This window comes from Pseudomonas sp. AA-38, from assembly GCF_029457475.1.
Lineage (GTDB): Bacteria > Pseudomonadota > Gammaproteobacteria > Pseudomonadales > Pseudomonadaceae > Aquipseudomonas.
The window spans coordinates 3,384,643-3,406,350 of the sequence record NZ_CP120359.1 but is presented as its reverse complement, the minus strand read 5'-3'; the positions used below and the strand labels follow the sequence as shown (position 1 = coordinate 3,406,350).

Below are 21,708 nucleotides of genomic sequence, written 5' to 3'. Positions count from 1 at the left end.
ATGATAGCCCGATAAAGCACATGAGCTTCGCGGACGCCGAGTACGCTGGCAAGCGCAAGCAGACCCGCCGGGAATTATTCCTGATCGAGATGGATCAGGTGGTTCCTTGGAAGGGCCTGGTGGCGCTGATCTAGCCGAGGGGGCTTCAGGGACAGACCACGATTTTGTGGGTAGTCCTGTCCACTATCGTTCACCGTTGCTGTTGAGGGCGCTGGTGGGTCAGAGGAACCTTGGCCAATTCAGTCTGCGTCTATGCCGCGACCATCATGATCGCACACCTTGAGGCCCTCCTTGAAAATGAGGTAGACCCCTGCCCAGGGATCAAGTGATGTTTTTTATGCCACGTGTATTATGTTGACAGTGATAACAATCCCAACATGGTAGGTGGGTGGGCATGAGCATAATTGATAAATTGAAGTTCAATACCGTTTATTATCGAGCAATCAAGATTTCAGTTGTTTCAATTGTAAGTGGGGTGGTTTTCTTTCCAATCATCTGGCTGGGGATTTGGCTAGAGATAGACTGGGTTAGAAGTGGAGGGACGATTTTATTTGCAATCTCTTTTACAGTGGCATTTGTTAGTTGCTTATTCTTGTTGTTGTATGTGCTCTACTTTGCATTGAAAGAAATATTTGATTTTAAATAAATGTAACTGCGGGCAAGCAGGTGAAATGAAGAAGAAACTTATAAGATTCTTTTTGGTGGTTTGTCCCTGAGGAATCCCCACAAAAATCCCATTTTTATCAATGGGATAGCTTGAAGAAGCCTGCATGAGTCGGGCAGTTTGGTAGTCGCCAAACAAACCAACCCCCGAGACTCATGCAGGCAGTACGATTCTTACACAAGGCATTTTCCCAAGCACTCCCCACGATCCACAGCAAGCGGCTGAACGCCTTGATGAGCAGCGTCAGTGCCTTGCTGCATGGGCATCGCCTGACCCTGACCGACCTTGGCAGGGCCATGCCCAGCGAGGCTTACACCAAGCATTCGATCAAGCGCGTGGATCGCCTGCTTGGCAACGCTCACCTGCAATACGAACGCACGCTGTTCTACTGGAAAATGCTGACTGCGCTGATTGGCTCCCTGCGTCATCCATTGATCCTGGTGGATTGGTCGCCGATCAATGCGGCCTCTGACCTTTACTTGCTGCGAGCTTCAATCCCGCTGGCTGGTCGAGCGTTTCCTGTGTACGAGAGCGTGCATGACCGTGAAGGCTGCCCTCAGCGTCAGAGACAACTGCTCGATGCACTGGAAGCCATGCTTCCCAACCAATGCGTGCCGATCTTGGTAACGGATGCCGGATTTCGCCGCCCCTGGTTCCAGGCTGTCGAAGCCAAGGGGTGGTATTACGTGGGACGCGTCCGCAATCGTGATCTTTATCGCGACGAGCAAGGTCAATGGCAGCCGATCAAGCAGCTCTACCAGCAGACGACATCTCGTGCGCGGTCACTCGGCCAAGTCGAGATGACGCGCAGTGCACCGCACAAAGTTGCGTTGTACGGCATTCACCAACCGCCCAAGGGCAGAAAACATCGACGCGTGACGGGCAGCATCGCACGCAGCAAGCTCAGCCGGCAGAATGCGCGTCGTGAACAGGAGCCCTGGCTGCTCGCCAGCAACCTGCCACAAGCCAACTGGACGGCACGTCAAGTCGTGGGTATCTACCGAAAACGGATGCAGATTGAGGAAGGTTTTCGGGATGTGAAAAGCCTACGTTTCGGCTTTGCTTTCGACCTACACCGGACGCGCTGCCCACGGCGTATCGAGATCCTACTGCTGATCGCAGCACTGGCGTGTTACGTGCTGTACTTGGCTGGCCTCCAGGCTCACATGACAGGCAAGTCGCGCCGCTTTCAGAGCAACAGCGTCAGGCATAAAACCGTACTGTCGCTCTGGCGTATCGGTCTTGAATACCTCAGGCGCTCGGCCAGCGATTTATCCTACTCGGCACTCACAAAGATGGAGCTATTGCTGCGTGACGAGGTGCACCGGCAAGCTCGGGCGCTGGAGTAGATTTGTGGGGATTCCTCAGGGTTTGTCCTGTTTCGCTATTTTTATCGTTTCTCTGTTATTGTATGCTCTCGGCACTGAAAATAATGGGCTCTGAAGTTTTGAGTGTGGCGGTATTTTGGGCTTTTAGTATGAGCTGGCTGTTTTCTCCGAAAAATAATATGTTTCTTGGTTTGAAGAATTTATATTGGTTTGACTGGCTTGCCGCTATTGTGTTTTCAGTGGTGATGGCGGACTCTTTCATGCAAAATTTTTATCAAGGCGCGGCAATATTCTTGTGTTTGCTATTCCTTACCGTGACTTTTGCATTACGGGTACGGTGTCGGTCGAAAAAAAGGAGGCACGTTAAGTTCTGAGTGTGAAAGAAATGGGGCGATTATCTATTGTCTTTTTCAAACTTCTTCCAGCTTGAAAAGCTGTCGCCTTTTCGTAGGTGAAGCCGATTGTTATAGCTTTACGACGCGGCCGCTACCAACTTCCCTTCCACCTTCTTTAATAACAAAGCTCGCTCCTACTTTAAGCGGAGAATAATCGACTTGCTCATAAGGCAAGCGGACTGTAACGAGAACCTCCACGCCAAACTCTGGCGCAACACTGCACCCCATGAACAGCACACCCAGGTACTCATCCCTGGGGCGACCATCAACAACAATATGAGGTCGATACAGTCCATTCCTCAAGTCTGGCGGATGCTCCCTGCCTCCGTTGCCCGGCGAGGTAAATGTAATTGCCAGATCCATGGTACCTACTCTCTCTCAGCTATAACGCCCCAATAACAGGAGCCGAACCGAGAACGCAGTGTAGCGCGAAAAATGGGCGCAGCCCATGCGCGAAACGAAGTGAAGGTTTGGTTTTCTATTGATTGGTTTGTTAAGTATTTTAGTCGCCGATGCGGCTCCATGACTCAAACGGTATATTATGGTTTTGCATGAACTCATATAGGTTGGCCGCCTTGTCATTACTGAATTTTTCTCCAAGGAGGTTGAGGATATTTCCGTTACCTCCAATTGCCTCTTTAAATCTTGGAATATCTTGTTTTTTTATTGTCCAATACCACTCATATTCCGAACAACCAAAGGCACCTTCAACACCGCCACCCAAGTCTTGCCCCTCAAAAACTAGATTCCCATTCTCTTTAATTTCAGCACCGAGGAATCTATAGCCTTCAGCATTCCGCTCCTCTCTTAGGATGATCTTCTTTTTCATAAACAGATTAAACATGCCAGGTTCCTGTGACACTTAACGATAAGCTAAGTGGCTGCAAGCCACCACTAAACTCAAAATAACTACCGTCAACACACTAGCCAGTTTTAATCAAGATCGCCACAGGTTTGCAGTCCGCCTTAAGCGCCTTGTGATGTGCGCACTTATTACTTATCCAAAATAACGTCAAAACCGCCATAAATAATGCGCTTACCATCAAATGGCATTGGGTTGTTTTCAGGATTAATTCGAGGGTCATCCATTATTCGCTGCCAAGCAGAATCTCGGATTTCTTTTGAGGGCCAAACAACCCATGAGAACACTACTGTTTCATTGTCTTGAGCTTTAACAGCCATTGGAAATGAAGTTACTTCACCATCTGGTACTTCACTTCCCCACGTTTCCACAACATTTAACGCGCCAAAATCTTTGAACATTTCGGCTGCTATTTTGATGTGTGTAATGTACTGCTCTTTATTCGCTGTTGGGACAGCGGCTACAAAACCATCGACGTATGACATAAATAAACTCCTCTCAGTGGAGTTATAACCATAGCCCAGCGACGCAAGAGCACATAACAGTGATTAGATAGTCTTCCGTGCTAATCCATTCGTGAGGAAGGTGGTATAACTCCGGGAAAAGGCAGTCTCAAAGTCAAAAAAATGCCGTCTTTCAATGGCTTAGAAAACGCAACATAGACAAAGGCGTATTCGCTTGACCTCCACATTCCACGCTTTCATGACTACCGGATCGGTATACACAAAGCTACTGGCAGCGTGCAAGGCAGGCGAGAGGCCGTGCCGAGATCAACGAGCGACAAAGGGGCGCAGTGAGCATACGGCATAACGCGAAAGCCCCGATTTTTCTGGCTTTGGGCAACAACGGGCACCCGTCAAAGCGGGTTCAAGATCCCCATCTTCCCGCCATACAGAAAAGCCCCGAACTGCATTGCAGGTCGGGGCTTGGTTTTTCTGCTTTCCCGGAAAGTCCCGGCTTTCGCCAGGAGCCTTCTCGCTTCAGACCTTGTCCAGGTCGGAGGCCTGGTGTCGTTCGGGTACTTGTTCCGATTCGTCGCCCCAGGTGCGGTTGACGCGGCGGCCGCGTTGTACGGCTTCGCGTTTGGCGATTTCTTCGGCCCAGCGCAGTACGTGCGGATATTCGTGAACGGAGAGGAATTCGGCGGCCGAGTAGACGTTGTTGCGCACCAGTTCGCCATACCAGGGCCATACGGCGATATCGGCGATGGTGTAGGTGTCGCCGGCCAGGTAGCGGTTGTCGGCGAGGCGTTGGTTGAGGACGTCCAGTTGGCGCTTGGTTTCCATGGTGAAGCGGTTGATGGCGTATTCGAACTTTTCCGGGGCGTAGACGTAGAAGTGGCCGAAGCCGCCGCCCAGGTAGGGCGCCGAGCCCATCTGCCAGAACAGCCAATTGAGGGTTTCGGTACGGCCTGCCGGATCCTTGGGCAGGAAGGCGCCGAATTTTTCTGCCAGGTAGAGCAGGATCGAGCCGGACTCGAACACGCGGATGGGCGGCGTGGTGCTGCGGTCGAGCAGGGCGGGGATTTTCGAGTTCGGGTTGACGCCGACGAAACCGCTGGAGAACTGGTCGCCCTCGCCGATGCGAATGAGCCAGGCGTCGTATTCGGCGCCGGCGTGGCCCTGGGCAAGCAGTTCTTCCAGCAGGATGGTCACCTTCACGCCGTTGGGGGTGGCCAGGGAGTAGAGCTGCAGCGGGTGCTGGCCGACCGGCAGTTCCTTCTCGTGAGTCGCCCCTGCAACCGGGCGGTTGATCTTGGAGAACTGGCCACCGGATGCTGCCAGGTGTTGCCAGACCTTCGGCGGTACGTAGGTGGATTGGGTCATCGATGCCTCGCTTGTCGAAGTGTGACGGGTGCAGTTGCAGCCAAGGCTATCTGGATTGCGCCCGAAATTTGAATGCATAGCGTGCATTTGGATTATCGGCTTGGATGATAGTGCCTGCCGATGATTGCGTTCGTCAGGTGTCGTGGTGGGTGGCAGGGGGAGGGGGATGTTTCGCCCGTTTGCACGTCGTTGGGATTTTCCGGCGTAGCGAAGCCCCAGTCGCCGTCCAGGTACCAGTCGTCACCGAGCATTTCCACCGGGTGCATGGTGCGATCCGCGCCGTTGCCGCAGGCCAGGTCAGTGGCCGGGCAGTAGCGGTCGCAGCCCCAGCAGACGCGCTCGGGGTGCTTTGGGAGGAGGGGAAATTTCTTGCTCATGGCGCCACCTTGCGGCAGGTCGTGTCGTCAGGCTAAGGGCGTAGGGTTCGACCCATCTTGATCGAGGTCAAGGTGGGTCTGCCTGACGAACATCGAGGTGGCGCTATCGACTCTGCTGTCGAGGCATCAGCCCCGGTAAAGCTTGCGCAGCAGGTGCAGCAGTTGTTCGCGTTCTTCACCATCCAGAGCGCTGGTGGAGTCCTGGTCGCTTTGCGCGGCGATCTGTTTGAGCTCCTTCAACTGGGTTTCCCCGGCCTTGCTGAGGAAGATGCCGTAGGAGCGTTTGTCCGGCTTGCAGCGCAGGCGCATGGCCAGGCCGAGCTTCTCCAGTTTGTTGACCAGCACCACGGCCTGTGGGGGCTCGATGGCCAGGGCACGGGCGAGTTCGGCCTGCATCAGGCCCGGGTGCTGTTCGATGATCATCAGGGCGGTGAACTGCGCGGGGCGCAGGTCGAAGGCTTCCAGGCGGGTGGAGAGGTGCTGGAAGACTTTCATCTGCGCGCGGCGCAGCACGTAGCCGAGGTAGCGTTCGAGCGCCTGGTCGAGAATGGCGGGGTCGGGGATCTTTTCGCTCAGGTCGGGTGTTCTGGCCATAGTGCCTGCGTTGATGAATTTTCCAGTTAAGCAAGTTAATCATTCTGCTGGCTGGGCTGCCATGACGCCAGCATTAATTGCCGCTGGCGTCCTGGCTGGCGTGCTTCTTCAGACGGTAGGCGAACTGCGCGCGGGTCAGGCCGAGCAGGCGTGCGGCGGCGGCCAGGTTGCCTTCAGCCTTGCTCAGGGCGTCGTCGAGCAGGCGCCGTTCCAGACGCTCGATGTCCGGCTCGATCTGCAGTTGCTGCAAGCGTTCGAGCAGGTTGTCCTCGCCGTTTTCCGGGCTTTGCATGCCGCTGGAGAGGGTGCCGCTCTGGCTCAGCGAGTAGAGCTGCGGTGGCAGGGGCTCGTTGTGGAACAGGTGCAGGATGTCGATGGGCCGGCCTTCGTCGCTGGCGATCAGGCCGCGCTCGATCAGGTTCTGCAGTTCGCGCACGTTGCCGGGAAAGTCGTACAGCAGCAGCGCCTTGAGCGCCCGCATGGTCAGCCCGGCAGGTGTGCGCTGGTATTCGCGGCAATAGCGGCTGAGAAAGGCATCCACCAGCAGGGGGATGTCGTCGCGCCGTTCGCGCAGCGGCGGCAGGCTGATGGGGTAGACGTTGAGGCGGTAGAACAGGTCTTCGCGGAAGCGCCCGGCCTGTACTTCCTGGCGCAGGTCGACGTTGGTGGCGGCGACCACACGCACGTCCACCTTGATCGGCTGGCTACCGCCTACGCGCTCCACTTCGCGCTCCTGCAGGGCGCGCAGCAGCTTGCCCTGGCCAGGCAGGCTGAGGCAGGCGATTTCGTCGAGGAACAAGGTGCCGCCATGGGCGCGCTCGAAGCGCCCAGGGCGTGAATGGCTGGCGCCGGTGAAGGCGCCACGCTCGACGCCGAACAGCTCGGCCTCGATCAGGTTCTCCGGGATGGCAGCACAGTTGAGCGCGACGAAGGGCTGTTCGCGCCGAGGGCTGAGGCGGTGCAGCTCGCGGGCGAACAGCTCCTTGCCTGCGCCGGATTCACCGCCGATCAGTACGGTCGCCGGGGTTGGCGCGACGCGCTGCAGGGCGTGGCGGGCGGCTGTGAACGCGGCGCTGGCGCCAATCGGGATCAACTCGCCCGGCTCGCTCGCGCTGCTGTGCAGAGGCGCCGTGGCCTGGCTGGTGGCCGGCGCCGGGGCAGCGTTGGCGTAGAGCAGGGCGAGGTCGGCGCTGACGTCGCCCCATTGCTCGGCGGTCTTGCCGATCACCCGGCACACCTTGTGGCCCATGGCCCGGCACTCCACTTCGCGGAAGATCACCAGGCGCCCGAACAGGCCGCTGACGTAGCCGGTGGCGTAGCCGATCTCGGTCCAGCAGGCCGAGTCCTGGCCAATGCCATAGGCGGCGATGTGTTCGTCCGCTTCGCAGGAGTGATGCCAGAGAAATTCGCCTTCGTAGAGGCCGGTGTCGGCATCGAACTTGAAGTGCAGCGGCTCCACCTTGGTCATGCCTTCGAGGGTGTGCAGGCGCGTGCCAGCGAAGAACACGGCAGTGCGGTCGGCCTGCGGCCAGCGCGTGCGGATCAGGTGCGCGTCGCGCGCGCCGGACTGGTAGCCAGTGCGGGTGAACAGCCCACGCGCGCGTTCCAGGCCGAGGTTGTCGATGAACTCGCGGCGCAGCGCGCCGAACGAGGAACCATGCATCAGCAGCATGCGCTGGTCGTTGAGCCAGATGCGCCCGTCACTGGGGGAGAAGAACAGGCATTCGGCCAGCTCTGCCGTGGTCGGCGACTGATCCTGCTGCAACTGCGAACTGTCGCCGCGCAACGGGCTGGGATCCTTGCCTTGGGCGAAGTCGCTGAACAGGTGCTTGGGCATCTCCATGGTCGCCGCCTCGTTTCATCAAATGATCAATGGATAAAAGGTTAATTAGCATAACTTTGATCATTTGCGTAATTTCAGTTTGGCAAGAAAAGCCCGTCGGCTGCTCGAAAGCTGGACGAAAGTACCGGATTAGAGCCTCCGCATGAGTTTCCTCGGCGAGTGGGCACAGCGCTTGCTCTAGTGCTTGCAAGGCCAGGCTCGCAACCGATATCGCGAGCGGTGCCCTCACAAGTACAAGAACATCGGAGTGCGATATGTCCGCAGTCAAAGAGGCTGGTTTCCTGCGCGAAGAGCAGTGGCGCGAGAAGATTTTCAATGGCGCCTGGGTCACCCCGCTGGGCGGTGTGAACACCGTGCGCGAACCTGCGACCAATACCCCGCTGACCAGTACCGGCCTGGCCAACGCCGAGGACGTGCGCATCGCCTGCGCCGCGGCTAGCAAGGCGCAGCTAGCTTGGCAGGCGCTGGGGCCGCGGGACAAGGCGCTGATCTTCCGCCGTGCCGCTGGTTATGCCGAGACGCATTTTGCCGAGCTGGCGCTGTTCGTGGCGCGGGAAACCGGCGGCAGCATCCTCAAGGGCAGCCATGAGGTGCGTGAAACCATCGTGCTGCTGCATCAGGCAGCCGGGCTGCTGTCGCAGGGCCATGGTCTGGTGCTGCCCAGCGAGGCCGGGCGTCTGTCCTATGCGCGGCGTGTGCCGCATGGCGTGGTCGGGGTGATCTCGCCGTTCAACTTCCCCCTGGTGCTGTCGCTGCGCTCGGTGGCGCCGGCGCTGGCCGCCGGCAATGCGGTGGTGCTCAAGCCCGATCCGCAAACGCCGGTCAGCGGCGGTTTTCTTATCGCGCGCCTGTTCGAGGCTGCCGGGCTGCCGCAGGGCTTGCTGCAGGTATTGCCGGGCCATGCCGAGGCCGGTGTGGCGCTGTGCGAGAACCCGCAGGTGAAGATGATCGCCTTCACCGGTTCCACCGCTGCCGGGCGCAAGGTGGCCGAGACGGCCGGGCGCACGCTGAAGAAGGTGGCGCTGGAGCTGGGCGGCAAGAATTCGCTGATCGTGCTGGAGGACGCCGACCTGGAATTGGCCGCCAGCAACGCCGCCTGGGGCGCCTGGCTGCACCAGGGGCAGATCTGCATGGCCACTGGGCGCATCCTCGCTCACGCCTCGATTGCCGATGAACTGACCCGCCTGCTGGTGGAGAAGGCCCGTGCCATGACGGTGGGCAACGCCGCCCGTGGCGAGGCGCACATTGGCCCGTTGATCAACGAACGCCAGCACGCGCGGGTCTGCCAGATCGTCGAGGCCAGCGTCGCCGCGGGTGCGCGCCTGGAGGTGGGGGGGCCTGCTGACGGCCTGTTCTACAAGCCCAGCGTGCTTTCCGGCGTGCGCCCCGGCATGTCGGCTTTCGACGAGGAAATCTTTGGCCCGGTCGCCTGCGTGGTGGCGTTCGATGACGACGACGAGGCGGTGGAGCTGGCCAACGCCACCGAATACGGCCTGTCCGCAGCGGTGATCTCGCCCTCGGTCGGGCGCGCCATGGCCATCGGCGAGCGCCTGCACTGTGGCCTGCTGCACATCAACGACCAGACCGTGGCCGACGAGTGCATCAACCCCTTCGGCGGGCGCGGCAATTCCGGCAATGGCGGCAGCGTCGGCGGCCCGGCGGACTGGGACGAATACACCCAGTGGCAGTGGGTGACCATCAAGGATACGCCGCCGCGTTATCCCTTCTGAGCCCAAGCCAACAGAACAATAACAAGAGGAAACCAAGATGAATCTGCAAGGCAAGACCCTGGCGGTGACCGGCGTCGCCTCCGGTATCGGCGCCGAGACCGCACGCCTGCTGCGTTTTCACGGCGCGCGGGTGATTGGCCTGGATCGCAGCGAACCGCACATGAGCCTCGACGGCTTCGTCGAGATCGACCTGGAGCACCCGGCCAGCATCGACCAGGCCGTGGCCCAGCTACCGGCGCAGCTCGACGGGCTGTGCAATATCGCCGGCGTACCCGGCACGGCCAACCCGCACCTGCTGGCGCGGGTCAACTACCTCGGCCTGCGTCACCTGACCGAGGCCGTGCTGCCGCGCATCAACGCGGGCGGCAGCATCGTCAACGTCGCCTCGATTCTCGGCGCGCAGTGGCCCGAGCGCCTGGAGCAGCACAAGGCACTGGCGGCCACCGCAGGCTTCGCCGCTGGAGAGGCCTGGCTGGCGGCCAACCCGGTGCCGCCGCAGACCTGCTACCAGTACTTCAAGGAGGCGCTGATCGTCTGGAGCATCACTCAGGCGCAACCCTGGTTCATGGCCCATTCGGTGCGCATGAACAGCGTGGCACCGGGGCCGGTGTTCACGCCGATCCTCGGCGACTTCGTGGCCATGCTCGGTAGCCAGCGCACCGAGGCCGACGCCCACCGCATGAAGCGCCCGGCCTATGCCGACGAGGTGGCGGCGGTGATCGCCTTCCTCTGCGCCGACGAGTCGCGCTGGATCAACGGCATCAACCTGCCGGTCGATGGCGGCCTGGCCTCCACCTATCTCTGAACCCACGAGGTCGTAGCACCCCTGTAACACGGCTGTCTCTGCCGACAGCCGTTGCCTCTGCACAACAAGAACAATGAGGAACGACATGAAGCACACACAAGCGAATACCAGCGTTCGCTCGCTGGCCCTGGCCGTCAGTCTTGCCAGCAGCGTGCCGGCCATGGCGGCGCAGATCGATCTGGGCGACAGCGAGTGGCAACTGCGCTGGGACAACACCCTCAAGTACAGCCAGGCTTGGCGCCTCAACCGTGCCGATGACCGGCTCACCAACGCGCCCACGGCGGGTGGCCTGTTCCCCTCGATCCAGAGCCAGGGCGACAAGAATTTCAGCCGTGGGCTGGTTTCCAATCGCCTCGACATTCTCTCGGAAATGGATCTGAGCCACCGCAACTACGGCCTGCGCCTCAGCGGCGCGGCCTGGTACGACCGCGTCTACAACGAGGACACCGACAGCAGCGAGCAGCCGCACTTCCTGCCCAAGACCCGCGACCTGCACGGGCGCGATGCCGAGCTGCTGGACGCCTTCGTCTATCTGCGCGGTGAGTTGGGCGACACCTCCCAGGGCGTGCTGCGCCTGGGCCGGCACAGCCTGGTCTACGGTGAAAGCCTGTTCTATGGTGGCAACGGTATCGGCGCCGCGCAGGGGCCGACCGACGTGGTCAAGCTGCTCAGCGTGCCGGGCACCCAGTTCAAGGAGATCCTGCGCCCGGTCAACCAGATTTCCGGGCAGTTGCAGATCAACCCGCAGCTCTCGGTGGGGGCCTACTACCAGTTCGAGTGGGAACGCTCCAACCTGCCGGGCGCTGGCAGCTACCTGAGTGACCTCGACGGTATCGGCGACGGCTCCGGTGCGCTGACCGATGTGACCGGCGGGCGCACCCTGCACGCCAGTGACATCGAGGCGAAGAACAGTGGCCAGGGTGGCGTGCAACTGCGCTTCAAGCCCGAGGGCACCGAACTGGAGCTGGGCCTGTATGCCGCCCAGTACCACGACAAGGCGCCCAGCGGCCTGTATGGCTACGTCAACGCTACCGGGGCGTCGCCCGTGCTTTCGTCCTACCGCCAGGTGTTCGCCGAGGACATCAAGACCGTCGGCGCCAGCTTCTCCACCGCCTATGGCGACTTCAACTTCGCCGGTGAGGCCTCGCTGCGCTGGAACGCGCCGCTGGTCAGCAACCTGCAGGTGATCGCACCCGGCCAGGTGGCGGACAACGAAGACGATGCGCGCTATGCCAAGGGCCGTACCGCGCACGTCAACCTGTCGACCATCTACCTGCTGTCGCCGTCGGCGCTGTGGGACGGCGGCTCGATCCTTGCCGAGCTGGCGTGGAACCGCACCTTGAGCGTCACCGACAACCGCGCCGCGCTGGACAGCAACACCACCCGCGATGCCACCGCGCTGCGCGTGCTGGCCGAACCGGCGTACTTCCAGATTGCAGATGGCCTCGACCTGAGCGTACCGATCGGCGTCGGCGTGGTGCTCGACGGGCGTTCCTCGGCGGTGAGCAAGTCCGGCTTCGGCAACAGTCATGCCGGTGACTGGAGCGTGGGCCTCAAGGCCACCTACCTGCAGCGCTGGGAGATGGGCCTGAACTACGTGAACTTCTTCGGCGCCCCGGAGGCCGGGCTGCGCGAGGACGGCAACTTCAGCTACGCGCAATCGCTGGCTGACCGCGATTTCGTCTCGCTGTACGTGAAGACCACTTTCTAAGAACAACAACAGGTGTAATGACCATGCCTAACAAGACACTGATTTCCACCCTCTGCAGCTTGGCCCTGCTCACTGGCAGCCTGGCACACGCGGCAGTCTCTCCCGATCAGGCCGCGCGCCTGAAGACCGACCTCACCCCCATGGGTGCCGAGCGTGCCGGCAATGCCGATGGCAGCATCCCGGCATGGGACGGTGGCTACACCCAGGTACCGGCTGGCTTCAAAAGCGGTGACAAGCGCGCCGACCCCTTCGCCGGTGAAAAACCGCTCTACAGCATCAGCGCCGCCAACATGAGCCAGTACGGCGAGCAACTGGCCGAAGGTACCAAGCTGCTGATGAGCAAGTACCCGGACTATCGCCTGGACGTCTACCCGACCCATCGCAGCGCCGCCGCACCGCAGTGGGTGTATGACAACACCTTCGCCAACGCCACCCGTGCCCAGCTCGACGTGGCCAGCGAGAAGGTCAGCAATGCCTATGGCGGCATCCCATTCCCGATCCCGCAGAACGGCGCCGAGGTGTTGTGGAACTATCGCCTGTCCTGGCAGGGCGGCGACACCATCAGCTCGCCCTTCGACACCTGGCTGATGACCGCCGGCGGCAAGAAGGTGCAGGCCACCCGCGCGCAGTATTCCTATCAGTTTCCCTACTACTTCGAGGAGGGCAATCTGGAGAGCTTCAGCGGCAAGTACCTGCTGGGCAAGCTGTACACCGAGCTGCCGTCGTCCAAGGCCGGCGAAGGGCTGATGACCCACTGGGACCTCGACCCCGCCGCCCGCGCCGCCTGGCAGTACCTGGTGGGCCAGCGCCGCGTGCGCCGCGCGCCGAACATTGCCTACGACACGCCTGACTTCGTCACCTCCGGCGTCGGCCTGTTCGACGAGGCCTTCATGGTGTTCGGCCCGACCGACCGCTACGACCTCAAGTTGGTGGGCAAGAAGGAGCTGCTGGTGCCCTACAACAACAACCGCGCCGCCCTGGCCAAGAGTGATGACCTGGTACAGCCGCGCTTCCTCAACCCGGATCTGGTGCGCTGGGAGAAACACCGCGTATGGGTGGTCGAGGCCACGCTCAAGGCCGGCAAGCGCCATGTGGTGCCGCGCCGCACCTACTACGTGGACGAGGACTCCTGGCAGGTGCTGCTGGTGGACGGCTACGACGCCCAGGGCCGCCTGGGCCGGCAGATGTATAGCCTGACCCTGCTGGCACCAGACATGCCGGCCCTCACCGCGCAGGTGATGTGGGGTAGCTACAACCTCGACACCGGTGCCTACTTCCTCAACTCCTCGAGCAACGACCTGAAGGTGCAGTACCAGAAGATCCCACGGCCTTCTGCCTCCTTCTTCACCCCCGATGCCATGGCCAACTCCAGCATCCGTTGAGTCGAGCAACCGGGGCGGCGTTGCTGCCCCGGCCTTCGAGGAGGTTTCGATGAAAGTCTTAGCGAAAGGGCTCGGCGGGCTCGTCCTGCTGCTGGCCGGTGTTTTCGCCCTGGCCGTGCAAGCGGCCCCCGCCGTGCTGGAGCGCCCGGCGCTGCATAGCGTCAAGGCCGAGCGCAGCGTGATGCTGGGCCTGGCTCGTGCCGGGCAGCGCCTGGTGGCGGTGGGCGAGCGCGGCATCATCCTGCTGTCGGATGACGATGGCACGCACTGGCGTCAGGCCGAGGTGCCGGTCAGCGTCAACCTCACCGCCGTGCAGTTCGTCGATGCCCAGCAGGGCTGGTCGGTTGGCCATCTCGGCGTGGTGCTGCACAGCAGCGATGGCGGCGAAACCTGGCACAAGCAGCTCGATGGCATCCAGGCCGCCAGGCTGATCCTGCAGGCTGCCGAAGCCGCGGGTGATGAAACCGCCATCGCGCAGGCCCAGGCGATGGTCGCCGACGGCCCGGACAAACCCTTTCTCGACCTGTATTTCCAGAACGATCAGGTCGGCTATCTGGTCGGTGCCTACAACCTGATCCTGCGCACCGAGGACGGTGGCCAGAGCTGGCAGAGCTGGATGCAGCACCTGGACAACCCGCAGGGGCTCAACCTCTATGCCATTCGCGCCTGGCGCGGCGACCTCTACATCGCCGGCGAGCGCGGCCTGCTGCTGCGTTCCAGCGATGGCGGCAAGCATTTCGCCGCCTTGCCATCGCCCTACGAGGGCAGCTTCTTCGGCCTGCTTGCCGCCCGGGAGGGGCTGTTGGCTTATGGCCTGCGTGGCAATGCCTGGTGGTCGGCCGATGGCGGCGAGACCTGGCAGGCGTTGGACACCGGCGTGGAATCGGCCCTGGCCGCCGCGCTGGAACTGGTCGACGGGCGCTTGCTGCTGGCCGGGCAGGGCGGGGAGCTGCTGGTCGCACGGCCGGGCAGCCGCAGCGCGCACAGCCTGCCGCTGCGCCTGGCACCGGGCCTGGCCAGTGTCGTCCAGGCCGCTAATGGCAGCCTCGCCAGCGCCGGCCTGAGTGGCGTCGCCACCGAGCAAATCCCTGAACAGTCGGCCCAGCGCTGAGTGATCCCCTGTCTGCGTGGCGGGTGCCACGCCTGAGGAGTGCGTAGTGAAATTCGAGAGTCCTGCCGATGCCGAGCCGACCGTTGCCGCGCATCTGGATACCTTCGATCCGCGTTCGGGCAATGTCGTCGAGCGCGCCATCTTCAATCACCGCCTGCTGGTGATCCTGCTGTGCCTGGCGTTGACCCTGCTGCTCGGCTGGCAGGCACGCGGTATCGGCATCAATGCCAGTTTCGAGAAAACCATCCCCACCCAGCACCCTTACATCGCCAACTTCCTTGCCCAGCGCAGCGAGCTGAGCGGCGTCGGCAACGTGCTGCGCATCGCTGTGGCCACCAAGGAGGGCGACATCTTCAACGCCGCCTACCTCGACACCCTGGCGCGGCTCAACGACGAGCTGTACCTGCTGCCGGGCGTCGACCGGCCCTACATGAAGTCGCTATGGACGCCGACTACGCGCTGGACGGCGGTGACCGAAGAAGGCCTGGACGGCGGTACGGTGATTCCCGATGGCTACGACGGCTCGCCCGCCAGCCTCGACGAGGTGCGCGCCAACGTCGCCCGTTCCGGCGAGATCGGCCAACTGGTGGCCAGTGACATGCATTCGAGCGTGATCTTCCTGCCGCTGCTCGACCGTAACCCGCAGACCGGCGAACCACTGGATTACGCCGCGCTGTCGCTGCAACTGGAAGGCTTGCGCGCCAAGTACCAGGCCGAGGGCGTGAGCATCCACATCACCGGCTTCTCCAAGATCGTCGGCGATCTGCTGGAAGGCCTGGGCCAGGTGGCGCTGTTCTTCGTTATCGCCGTGCTGGTCAGCGTGGCCATGCTGCTGGCCTACACCCGCTGCCTGCGCAGCACCTTCGCCGTGGTCGCCTGCTCGCTGGTGGGTGTGCTCTGGCAGGTGGGCTTGCTGGCGTCGCTGGGCTACGCACTCGATCCCTATTCGATCCTGGTGCCCTTTCTGGTGTTCGCCATCGGCATGAGCCATGGCTCGCAGAAGATGAACGGCATCATGCAGGACATCGGCCGTGGCCTGTCGCGCCTGGTCGCGGCACGCATGACCTTCCGCCGCCTGTTCCTTGCCGGGCTCACCGCATTGATCAGCGATGCGGTGGGTTTTGCCGTGCTCTGGGTGATCGACATTCAGGTCATCCGCGACCTGGCCATCACCGCCAGCATTGGCGTGGCGGTGCTGGTGCTGACCAACCTGGTGCTGCTGCCGGTGCTGCTCAGCTACACCGGGGTCAGCGCCAAGGCCGCGCAGCGCAGCCTGCGCGACCAGCAGGGCGGGCACGAGCGGCATCCGTTGTGGACTGGCCTGTCGCGCTTCGCCACGCCGCGCCGGGCGGTGGCGGCGCTGTTGGTCGGCGCCGCGCTGGCAGTTGGCGGCAAGCTGATCGGCAGCCAGTTGCAGATCGGCGACCTCGACCCTGGTGCGCCGGAGCTGCGCGCCGATTCGCGTTACAACCGCGACGCCGCCTTCATGACCACGCACTATGCCGCCAGCTCGGACATCTTCGTGATCATGGTGCGCACCCCCGAGGATCAGTGCACGCGCTACAACACCCTGGCTGCGGTGGACGAACTGGCCTGGCGCCTGGAGCAATTGCCGGGGGTGGAGGCGACCAACTCCATGGCCAGCCTGAGCAAGATGGCCAGCGCCGGCTACAACGAGGGCAACCTCAAGTGGTACGAGCTGATCCCCAACGAAGGCGCGCTCGGCGCCGTGCAGACCCGCGCACCGCGCGAGCTTTTCAACCAGGGCTGCTCGCTGCTGTCGCTGTACGTCTACCTGGCCGACCACAAGGCGGCGACGCTGGCGCGGGTGGTGGCCGAGAGCGAGGCCTTCATCGCCCAGCAGTCGCTGCCGGAGGTGAAGTTCATGCTCGCCGCCGGCAGTGCCGGCATCGAGGCGGCCACCAATATCGTGGTCGAGAAGGCCATGCACGAGATGCTCTACTGGGTCTACGGCGCGGTGATCCTGCTGTGCTGGATCACCTTCCGCAACTGGCGCGCGGTGCTCGCGGCGATCCTGCCGCTGATGCTCACCTCGGTGCTGGCCGAGGCGTTGATGGTGGCCCTGGGCATGGGGGTGAAGGTGGCCACGCTACCGGTGATCGCCCTTGGCGTGGGCATCGGCATCGACTACGCGCTGTACGTGCTCAGCGTGCTGCTGGCGCGGATGAAGGCCGGCGACAGCCTGGTCGAGGCCTACTACAGCGCGCTGCTGGCCACCGGCAAGGTGGTGCTGCTCACCGGCCTGACCCTGGCCATCGCCGTGGCCACCTGGGTGTTCTCGCCGATCAAGTTCCAGGCCGACATGGGCATCCTGCTGGCCTTCATGTTCCTGGTGAACATGCTCGGCGCGCTGATCCTGCTGCCGGCGCTGGCCTGGTTGCTGTTACCGCGTGGCGGCAAGCAGGTGGCGAGATAGGGCACCTGTCGATCTACCCGTAGCCCGGATGCAATCCGGGAACTGGCTGGCCCGCAAATCCTCGGATTGTATCCGGGCTACGAACACCCGCTTCCGCAGGTGTGATAGGGGGAGTCAAAACAGGCGAGCGCCCAAGCCTCCAGCCACGCCAAACCATTCCCTCTCCCCTCGGGGAGAGGGTTAGGGATAGGGGGCTACACGACGTCTCAATCAATAGGCGCCGTTCCGTGCAGCCGTAGGGTGCGCTGCGCGCACCAGCCCTTACAGATCCACCACCAGGCAAGCACTGCGCGAGCGCGAACAGCAAGGAGTGAACTGGTCGTTGCGAGCCTTTTCCTCCTCGCTGAGAAACAGGTCGCGATGCTCCGGCTGGCCATCCACCACGCGAGTCAGGCAGGTGCCGCAAATGCCCTGGCCGCACGACACCGGAATGTCGAAACCGGCATCCTCCAGTACCTCCAGCGCGGTGCGATCTTCCGGCACGTGCAGCTCCAGACCTGAGCTGGCGATGCGCAGGGTAAAGGCGCCACCGCCGCTCTCAGCCGCCGGCGCGGCGAAGTATTCGCGGTGCAGGCGCTCTTCCGCCCAGCCCTGGGCGCGGGCGGTGTCCAGCACGTAGTCCATGAAGCCATTGGGCCCGCACACATAAAGCTGGCTGCCGGCTGGTTCAGCGGCTAGTAGGGCGGGCAGATCAAGCTTCTGCTCGCTGGCGCCGTCGTCGCAGTGCAGATGCGTGCACGCAGCAAATGGCGCGCTTGCAAGGCGTTCGGCAAAGGCGGCGAGCTTGCCCGAGCGCACGCACTGGTGCAGCGCGAAGTCGGCGCCGAGGGCGTGCAGGCGCCAGGCCATGGACAGCAGCGGCGTGATGCCGATGCCGCCAGCCAGCAGCAGGCTGCGAGGCGCCTGCTCGTCGAGGGCGAACAGATTGCGCGGCGCGCTGATGCTCAGGCGCTGGCCGATACGCAGCAACTCGTGCACGGCTTGCGAGCCGCCGCGCGAGGCCGCGTCACGCAACACCGCGATGCGGTAGCGATGGCGTTCGCGCGGGTCGTTGCACAGCGAATACTGTCGGATCAGCCCGTTGGGCAGGTGCAGGTCGATATGCGCGCCGGCCTCGAAAGGTGGAAGCGGCGTGCCATCGGCCGCCACCAGTTCCAGGCCGAGGATGCCCTCGGCCTCCAGGCGCATGGCGCGGATGATGACCTCGATCATGATGCGCTCCTGGCCAGAATCTGCCCGTCGCCCTGAGCCTGCTCGGCCTTGACCAGACGCTCGATGATGCGCCGCGCCTGCACGCCGCCGGCATCGATATTGAGCTTGAGCAGGTTGCGTTCGGGGTAACGCAGCAGGTTGCGTTGCTGACGTTCGAGCATCTCCAGATCTTCGCTGAAAATCTTGCCCTGGCCCTCGCGGATGCGATCGGTGAGTTCGGCGTCATCCACCTTGAAGCGCCGCGCCATGCCCCAGAAGTACCAGATGGAGGTGTCGTTTTCCGGGGTGATGAAGTCGACCACGATGCTGCTGGCCTTGTACTGATCGGGCGCTTCATAACCGCCATGCCCGGCAATGGCCACGCCCACCTCGATCAGTACGTGGCTAGGCGGGGTGAAGCGGCAGATCTGCCAGCGATCCACCGGCGCGTTCTCGTCCAGGCCATTGGCGCGCAGCGCCGCGCGCCAGAAGGGCGGGGCGGAAATGTTCTCCATGAAGCGGCTGGTGATCACCTCGCTGCCCTCGACGCGGGTATTGACCGGCGCCTCGTCGATTTCCTTCTGGCCGATGCTGCTGGCGTGCACGTAGGTTTCGTGGGTCAGATCCATCAGGTTGTCGACCATCAGGCGGTAGTCGCAGCCGATGTGATATAGGCCGCCGCCATAGGCCCACTCGGGGCTCTCCGCCCATTCCAGATGTGGCAGTTGCGCCGGGTCGGCCAGCGCCTGGTCACCGGGCCAGACCCAGATGAACCCGTAGCGCTCGATCACCGCGAAGCGTTTGATGCAGGGGAAATGCTGCACGCGCTGGTTGGGCATGGCGGCGGTCTTGCCGTCGCAGCCCATGGCCAGGCCGTGGTAACCGCAGACCAGCAGGCCATCCTCGACATAACCCAGCGACAGCGGCGCGCCGCGGTGCGGGCAGAAGTCTTCCAGGGCTACGGCGCGGTTTTCCGGGCCACGGTAGAACACCATCGACTCGCCGCAGATGGTGCGGCCCAGTGGCTTGCTATCGATCTCGTCCGGCGTGCAGGCAACATACCAGGCATTCTTCGGGAACATGACAACCTCCTCGAGGCTATTGTTGTTATTGGATCCAATAGTCTGCTTGAGAGGGTTAAATGGCCAGCGTAAACCTTGTTTATGGATCCATTAATGGGCGTTAATCGCACAAAATGCCGAATTGACCTGGCCATTGGCTGCCGTAGACTGGCGCCATTGGATCCAATAAGGGGAAGTCATGAGCGGACCGGGACAACGGGTGCTGGCGCTGCTGCGACAGATGATCGCTGAAGGCAGCCTGGCGGCGGGCGAGCGCATCGCCGAGATCCCCACGGCCGAGCGCCTGGGCGTATCGCGCATGCCGGTACGCATGGCGTTTCGCGTGCTGGAGCAGGAAGGCCTGCTGATTCGCCATGGCGCGCGCGGCTACGCGGTGCGCCAACTGGGCGAAGAGGAACTGGCCGGCGCGGTGGAAGTGCGCGGTGTGCTGGAAGGACTGGCTGCGCGCCAGGCCGCCGAGCGCGGCGTATCCGAGGCGGTGCGAGCGGTGCTGCTGGAATGCCTGGCGCAGGGCGACCAGTTGTTCGACAAGGGCTACCTGAGCGAAGAAGACCTGACCCGTTACCACGACATCAACCTGCGCTTTCACCAGGCGCTGGTGGAAGCCAGCGGCAACCCGGCCATCGCCACCGCCCTGGCGCGCAACGACCACCTGCCGTTCGCCTCGGTCAGCGCCCTGGCGGTGGATCGCGCCCACCTGGATCGCGAATACCGCCGCTTCAATTTCGCCCACCTGCAACACCACGCTGCAGTCGACGCCGTACTCGCCGGCCAGGGCGCCCGCGCTGAAGGCATCATGCGTGAACACGCCAACGCCACTTTGCGCTACGCCCGGTTGTTCGGCACGGAGGAGGGCGCTAGCAGTGGGCGGACGGTGATACAGCGGGGCGCTCAAAAGGCGGAGTAGCAAGAGCCTCTTCTACAACGGCCTAGCCATCCAACTGCTTCGAGCTGCGTAGCCCGGATGCAATCCGGGAGCCGTGCAGACCTCCTATTCGGTGAGCGCTATGGTGGAAAGCGTTTGAGAGCTGCTGATAAAGCTATGATTTGGAAGGCTTTTCAGTGCCAGGCGTAACGGCATGGTGCGGAGTTAGATGGAACGTTCTACTATCGTGTTAGTACCGCTTTCTATCTAACTACTATTATGACTAGACGCATGGAAAGAATATCCAAATCCCCCAGTGCTTGCAGTAAAGCAGAGCTTAAGACATTTGAACGATTGGTTCTTGCAGGTGGTGAGGTTTCGCAAGAGGGATTGCGCCATCGTATTAAATGTGCAGAAAAACTTATCTTTATAAATGACGATGAGTGTGTTGCTGTTGGGGCGATAAAAAATCCTAATGCAGCATATAAAGCTGGCGTCTTTAAAAAATCTAACGCTGCAGAACAAAACAAATATAGATATGAGCTAGGATGGCTGTATGTCTCCAATGCGGCAAGAGGGAAAGGCTACGGCCGAGCTTTAATGGAGGTGATCAAAGAATTACTCGCTGAAAAACCGTGTTTTGCCACCACGCGGGAAGATAATGCATCTATGCATTACTTATTCAGCCAATTTGGCTTCTCAAGGCTCGGGCAGCCTTACAAAAGCGAGCACGGAGATTACCTCCTGACCCTATATGTAAGGTCATAAAAATTGGTTCAAGCCACCATTCGCTTCGCTTACTTTGGATCGTCTAAAGTCGGATTCTTAGCTAAAAAATAGCTGCTATTAGTCGTGTGTGAATATTGAGGTGATAATGGAAACTCTGCTGCTATTTTTAGCTAATGCATTGGCAAGTGGTGCTATTGGGCACTATGTAGGAAAAGGACTCTCAAAAATAGACAGCAGCCTTCCGAGGCTATTGGGGGAGAGTCAGGATATTGAAAAGGCTTGTGAGGTTATTCGTAGGAATGGACTTGAGTTGGAAATTTTGAAATTTTTCGATGATGTGAAGGAAAAGGTTGATAACTCAAGCAATGGTAACGTGTTGAATTTTAATGGTACTAATGATGGTGGTGTCGTTGCTAATGTTGTTCATGTCAGGACGCTAAAGAGAAGTGTAATAGTGTCAGCTCCTCAAGGAACCGTCTCGTCAAGTGTTAATCATAGAAATTATGCAAAGTACTTGATAGATCGTTATCATGAGTTTAAGGCTGCCGATGTTGGGAGGGAGAACGTTAAGTATCCAGTATTTTATAGTAGTATAAAAAGAGAGTTTGGCGCGAAATGGGATATGGTGCCGCTAGATAGGTTTTATAGTTTGTGCTTTTTTATACAGAATAGAATTGATAAAACGATTCTTGGTAGAAATAGAAAGGCAAAGGGTGTTAAAAATTACTTGCCTTATGAAGAGTACCTCGCGGAACATTGCAGCTAACAAAAAACAG

20 protein-coding genes and 1 pseudogene are annotated in these 21,708 nt (G+C 61.0%); 12 read left to right on the top strand and 9 right to left on the bottom strand.

Annotated features, from left to right (window positions below; translation table 11 throughout):
* Nucleotides 1-11: 11 nt before the first annotated feature.
* The 3 genes and pseudogenes from PVE35_RS15655 to PVE35_RS15645 form a co-directional block, all read left to right on the top strand.
* Nucleotides 12-131, top strand: a pseudogene (locus tag PVE35_RS15655) (IS5/IS1182 family transposase); the annotation flags it as partial.
* A 263-nt stretch (nucleotides 132-394) separates the two neighbouring features.
* Nucleotides 395-646: a hypothetical protein gene (locus PVE35_RS15650; protein WP_277372348.1), complete on the top strand. Its 252-nt coding sequence runs from the start codon at nucleotides 395-397 to the stop codon at nucleotides 644-646.
* Nucleotides 647-819: 173 nt separating this feature from the next.
* A complete protein-coding gene (locus PVE35_RS15645) occupies nucleotides 820-2,013 on the top strand; it encodes an IS4 family transposase (RefSeq protein WP_277372347.1) in 1,194 nt (397 codons plus the stop codon).
* 443 nt (nucleotides 2,014-2,456) lie between these two features.
* On the opposite strand, the gene PVE35_RS15640 is transcribed toward PVE35_RS15645, so the two are convergent.
* The 7 genes from PVE35_RS15640 to PVE35_RS15610 all read right to left on the bottom strand — a co-directional run bounded on the left by PVE35_RS15640 (nucleotide 2,457) and on the right by PVE35_RS15610 (nucleotide 7,889).
* The gene (locus tag PVE35_RS15640; RefSeq protein ID WP_277372346.1) at nucleotides 2,457-2,750 is read right to left on the bottom strand and encodes a hypothetical protein; all 294 of its coding nucleotides are present in this window, start codon (nucleotides 2,748-2,750) and stop codon (nucleotides 2,457-2,459) included.
* 139 nt (nucleotides 2,751-2,889) lie between these two features.
* Complete coding sequence (locus tag PVE35_RS15635; RefSeq protein WP_277372345.1) at nucleotides 2,890-3,231, bottom strand: hypothetical protein; 342 nt, start codon at nucleotides 3,229-3,231, stop codon at nucleotides 2,890-2,892.
* A 149-nt stretch (nucleotides 3,232-3,380) separates the two neighbouring features.
* The gene (locus PVE35_RS15630) at nucleotides 3,381-3,734 is read right to left on the bottom strand and encodes a DUF1428 domain-containing protein (protein ID WP_277372344.1); all 354 of its coding nucleotides are present in this window, start codon (nucleotides 3,732-3,734) and stop codon (nucleotides 3,381-3,383) included.
* Nucleotides 3,735-4,229: 495 nt separating this feature from the next.
* On the bottom strand, nucleotides 4,230-5,075 hold the full coding sequence (gene yghU, locus PVE35_RS15625; protein WP_277372343.1) for a glutathione-dependent disulfide-bond oxidoreductase: 846 nt from the start codon (nucleotides 5,073-5,075) through the stop codon (nucleotides 4,230-4,232).
* Nucleotides 5,076-5,167: 92 nt separating this feature from the next.
* Nucleotides 5,168-5,452: a DUF3079 domain-containing protein gene (locus PVE35_RS15620; protein ID WP_277372342.1), complete on the bottom strand. Its 285-nt coding sequence runs from the start codon at nucleotides 5,450-5,452 to the stop codon at nucleotides 5,168-5,170.
* Nucleotides 5,453-5,578: 126 nt separating this feature from the next.
* The gene (locus PVE35_RS15615; RefSeq protein ID WP_268182654.1) at nucleotides 5,579-6,046 is read right to left on the bottom strand and encodes a MarR family transcriptional regulator; all 468 of its coding nucleotides are present in this window, start codon (nucleotides 6,044-6,046) and stop codon (nucleotides 5,579-5,581) included.
* Nucleotides 6,047-6,119: 73 nt separating this feature from the next.
* Complete coding sequence (locus PVE35_RS15610) at nucleotides 6,120-7,889, bottom strand: sigma-54-dependent Fis family transcriptional regulator (protein ID WP_277372341.1); 1,770 nt, start codon at nucleotides 7,887-7,889, stop codon at nucleotides 6,120-6,122.
* 254 nt (nucleotides 7,890-8,143) lie between these two features.
* Between PVE35_RS15610 and PVE35_RS15605 the strand changes: the two genes are divergently transcribed.
* The 6 genes from PVE35_RS15605 (at nucleotide 8,144) to PVE35_RS15580 (ending at nucleotide 17,065) form a co-directional block, all read left to right on the top strand.
* Entirely contained in the window at nucleotides 8,144-9,619 is a 1,476-nt protein-coding gene (locus tag PVE35_RS15605) for a benzaldehyde dehydrogenase (RefSeq protein ID WP_268182656.1), read from the top strand.
* Nucleotides 9,620-9,656: 37 nt separating this feature from the next.
* Nucleotides 9,657-10,424 carry a coniferyl-alcohol dehydrogenase gene (locus tag PVE35_RS15600; protein ID WP_277372340.1) on the top strand — a complete coding sequence of 256 codons (768 nt, stop codon included), beginning with the start codon at nucleotides 9,657-9,659 and terminating at the stop codon, nucleotides 10,422-10,424.
* A 160-nt stretch (nucleotides 10,425-10,584) separates the two neighbouring features.
* Nucleotides 10,585-12,135 carry a DUF1302 domain-containing protein gene (locus tag PVE35_RS15595; protein WP_277374897.1) on the top strand — a complete coding sequence of 517 codons (1,551 nt, stop codon included), beginning with the start codon at nucleotides 10,585-10,587 and terminating at the stop codon, nucleotides 12,133-12,135.
* A 23-nt stretch (nucleotides 12,136-12,158) separates the two neighbouring features.
* Entirely contained in the window at nucleotides 12,159-13,517 is a 1,359-nt protein-coding gene (locus PVE35_RS15590) for a DUF1329 domain-containing protein (RefSeq protein ID WP_277372339.1), read from the top strand.
* Nucleotides 13,518-13,566: 49 nt separating this feature from the next.
* Nucleotides 13,567-14,628: a YCF48-related protein gene (locus tag PVE35_RS15585; protein ID WP_277372338.1), complete on the top strand. Its 1,062-nt coding sequence runs from the start codon at nucleotides 13,567-13,569 to the stop codon at nucleotides 14,626-14,628.
* A gap of 46 nt (nucleotides 14,629-14,674) precedes the next feature.
* Nucleotides 14,675-17,065: an MMPL family transporter gene (locus PVE35_RS15580; protein WP_277372337.1), complete on the top strand. Its 2,391-nt coding sequence runs from the start codon at nucleotides 14,675-14,677 to the stop codon at nucleotides 17,063-17,065.
* A gap of 261 nt (nucleotides 17,066-17,326) precedes the next feature.
* On the opposite strand, the gene PVE35_RS15575 is transcribed toward PVE35_RS15580, so the two are convergent.
* Both PVE35_RS15575 and PVE35_RS15570 read right to left on the bottom strand, forming a co-directional pair.
* The gene (locus tag PVE35_RS15575) at nucleotides 17,327-18,277 is read right to left on the bottom strand and encodes a PDR/VanB family oxidoreductase (RefSeq protein WP_277372336.1); all 951 of its coding nucleotides are present in this window, start codon (nucleotides 18,275-18,277) and stop codon (nucleotides 17,327-17,329) included.
* Nucleotides 18,274-19,338: an aromatic ring-hydroxylating dioxygenase subunit alpha gene (locus tag PVE35_RS15570; RefSeq protein WP_277372335.1), complete on the bottom strand. Its 1,065-nt coding sequence runs from the start codon at nucleotides 19,336-19,338 to the stop codon at nucleotides 18,274-18,276. Before PVE35_RS15570 ends, PVE35_RS15575 begins: the two co-directional genes overlap by 4 nt.
* 178 nt (nucleotides 19,339-19,516) lie before the next feature.
* Between PVE35_RS15570 and PVE35_RS15565 the strand changes: the two genes are divergently transcribed.
* The 3 genes from PVE35_RS15565 to PVE35_RS15555 all read left to right on the top strand — a co-directional run bounded on the left by PVE35_RS15565 (nucleotide 19,517) and on the right by PVE35_RS15555 (nucleotide 21,698).
* The gene (locus PVE35_RS15565) at nucleotides 19,517-20,245 is read left to right on the top strand and encodes a GntR family transcriptional regulator (protein ID WP_277372334.1); all 729 of its coding nucleotides are present in this window, start codon (nucleotides 19,517-19,519) and stop codon (nucleotides 20,243-20,245) included.
* Between the two features lie 249 nt (nucleotides 20,246-20,494).
* Entirely contained in the window at nucleotides 20,495-20,971 is a 477-nt protein-coding gene (locus PVE35_RS15560) for a GNAT family N-acetyltransferase (protein WP_277372333.1), read from the top strand.
* A gap of 106 nt (nucleotides 20,972-21,077) precedes the next feature.
* On the top strand, nucleotides 21,078-21,698 hold the full coding sequence (locus PVE35_RS15555; RefSeq protein ID WP_277372332.1) for a hypothetical protein: 621 nt from the start codon (nucleotides 21,078-21,080) through the stop codon (nucleotides 21,696-21,698).
* Nucleotides 21,699-21,708 lie beyond the last annotated feature (10 nt).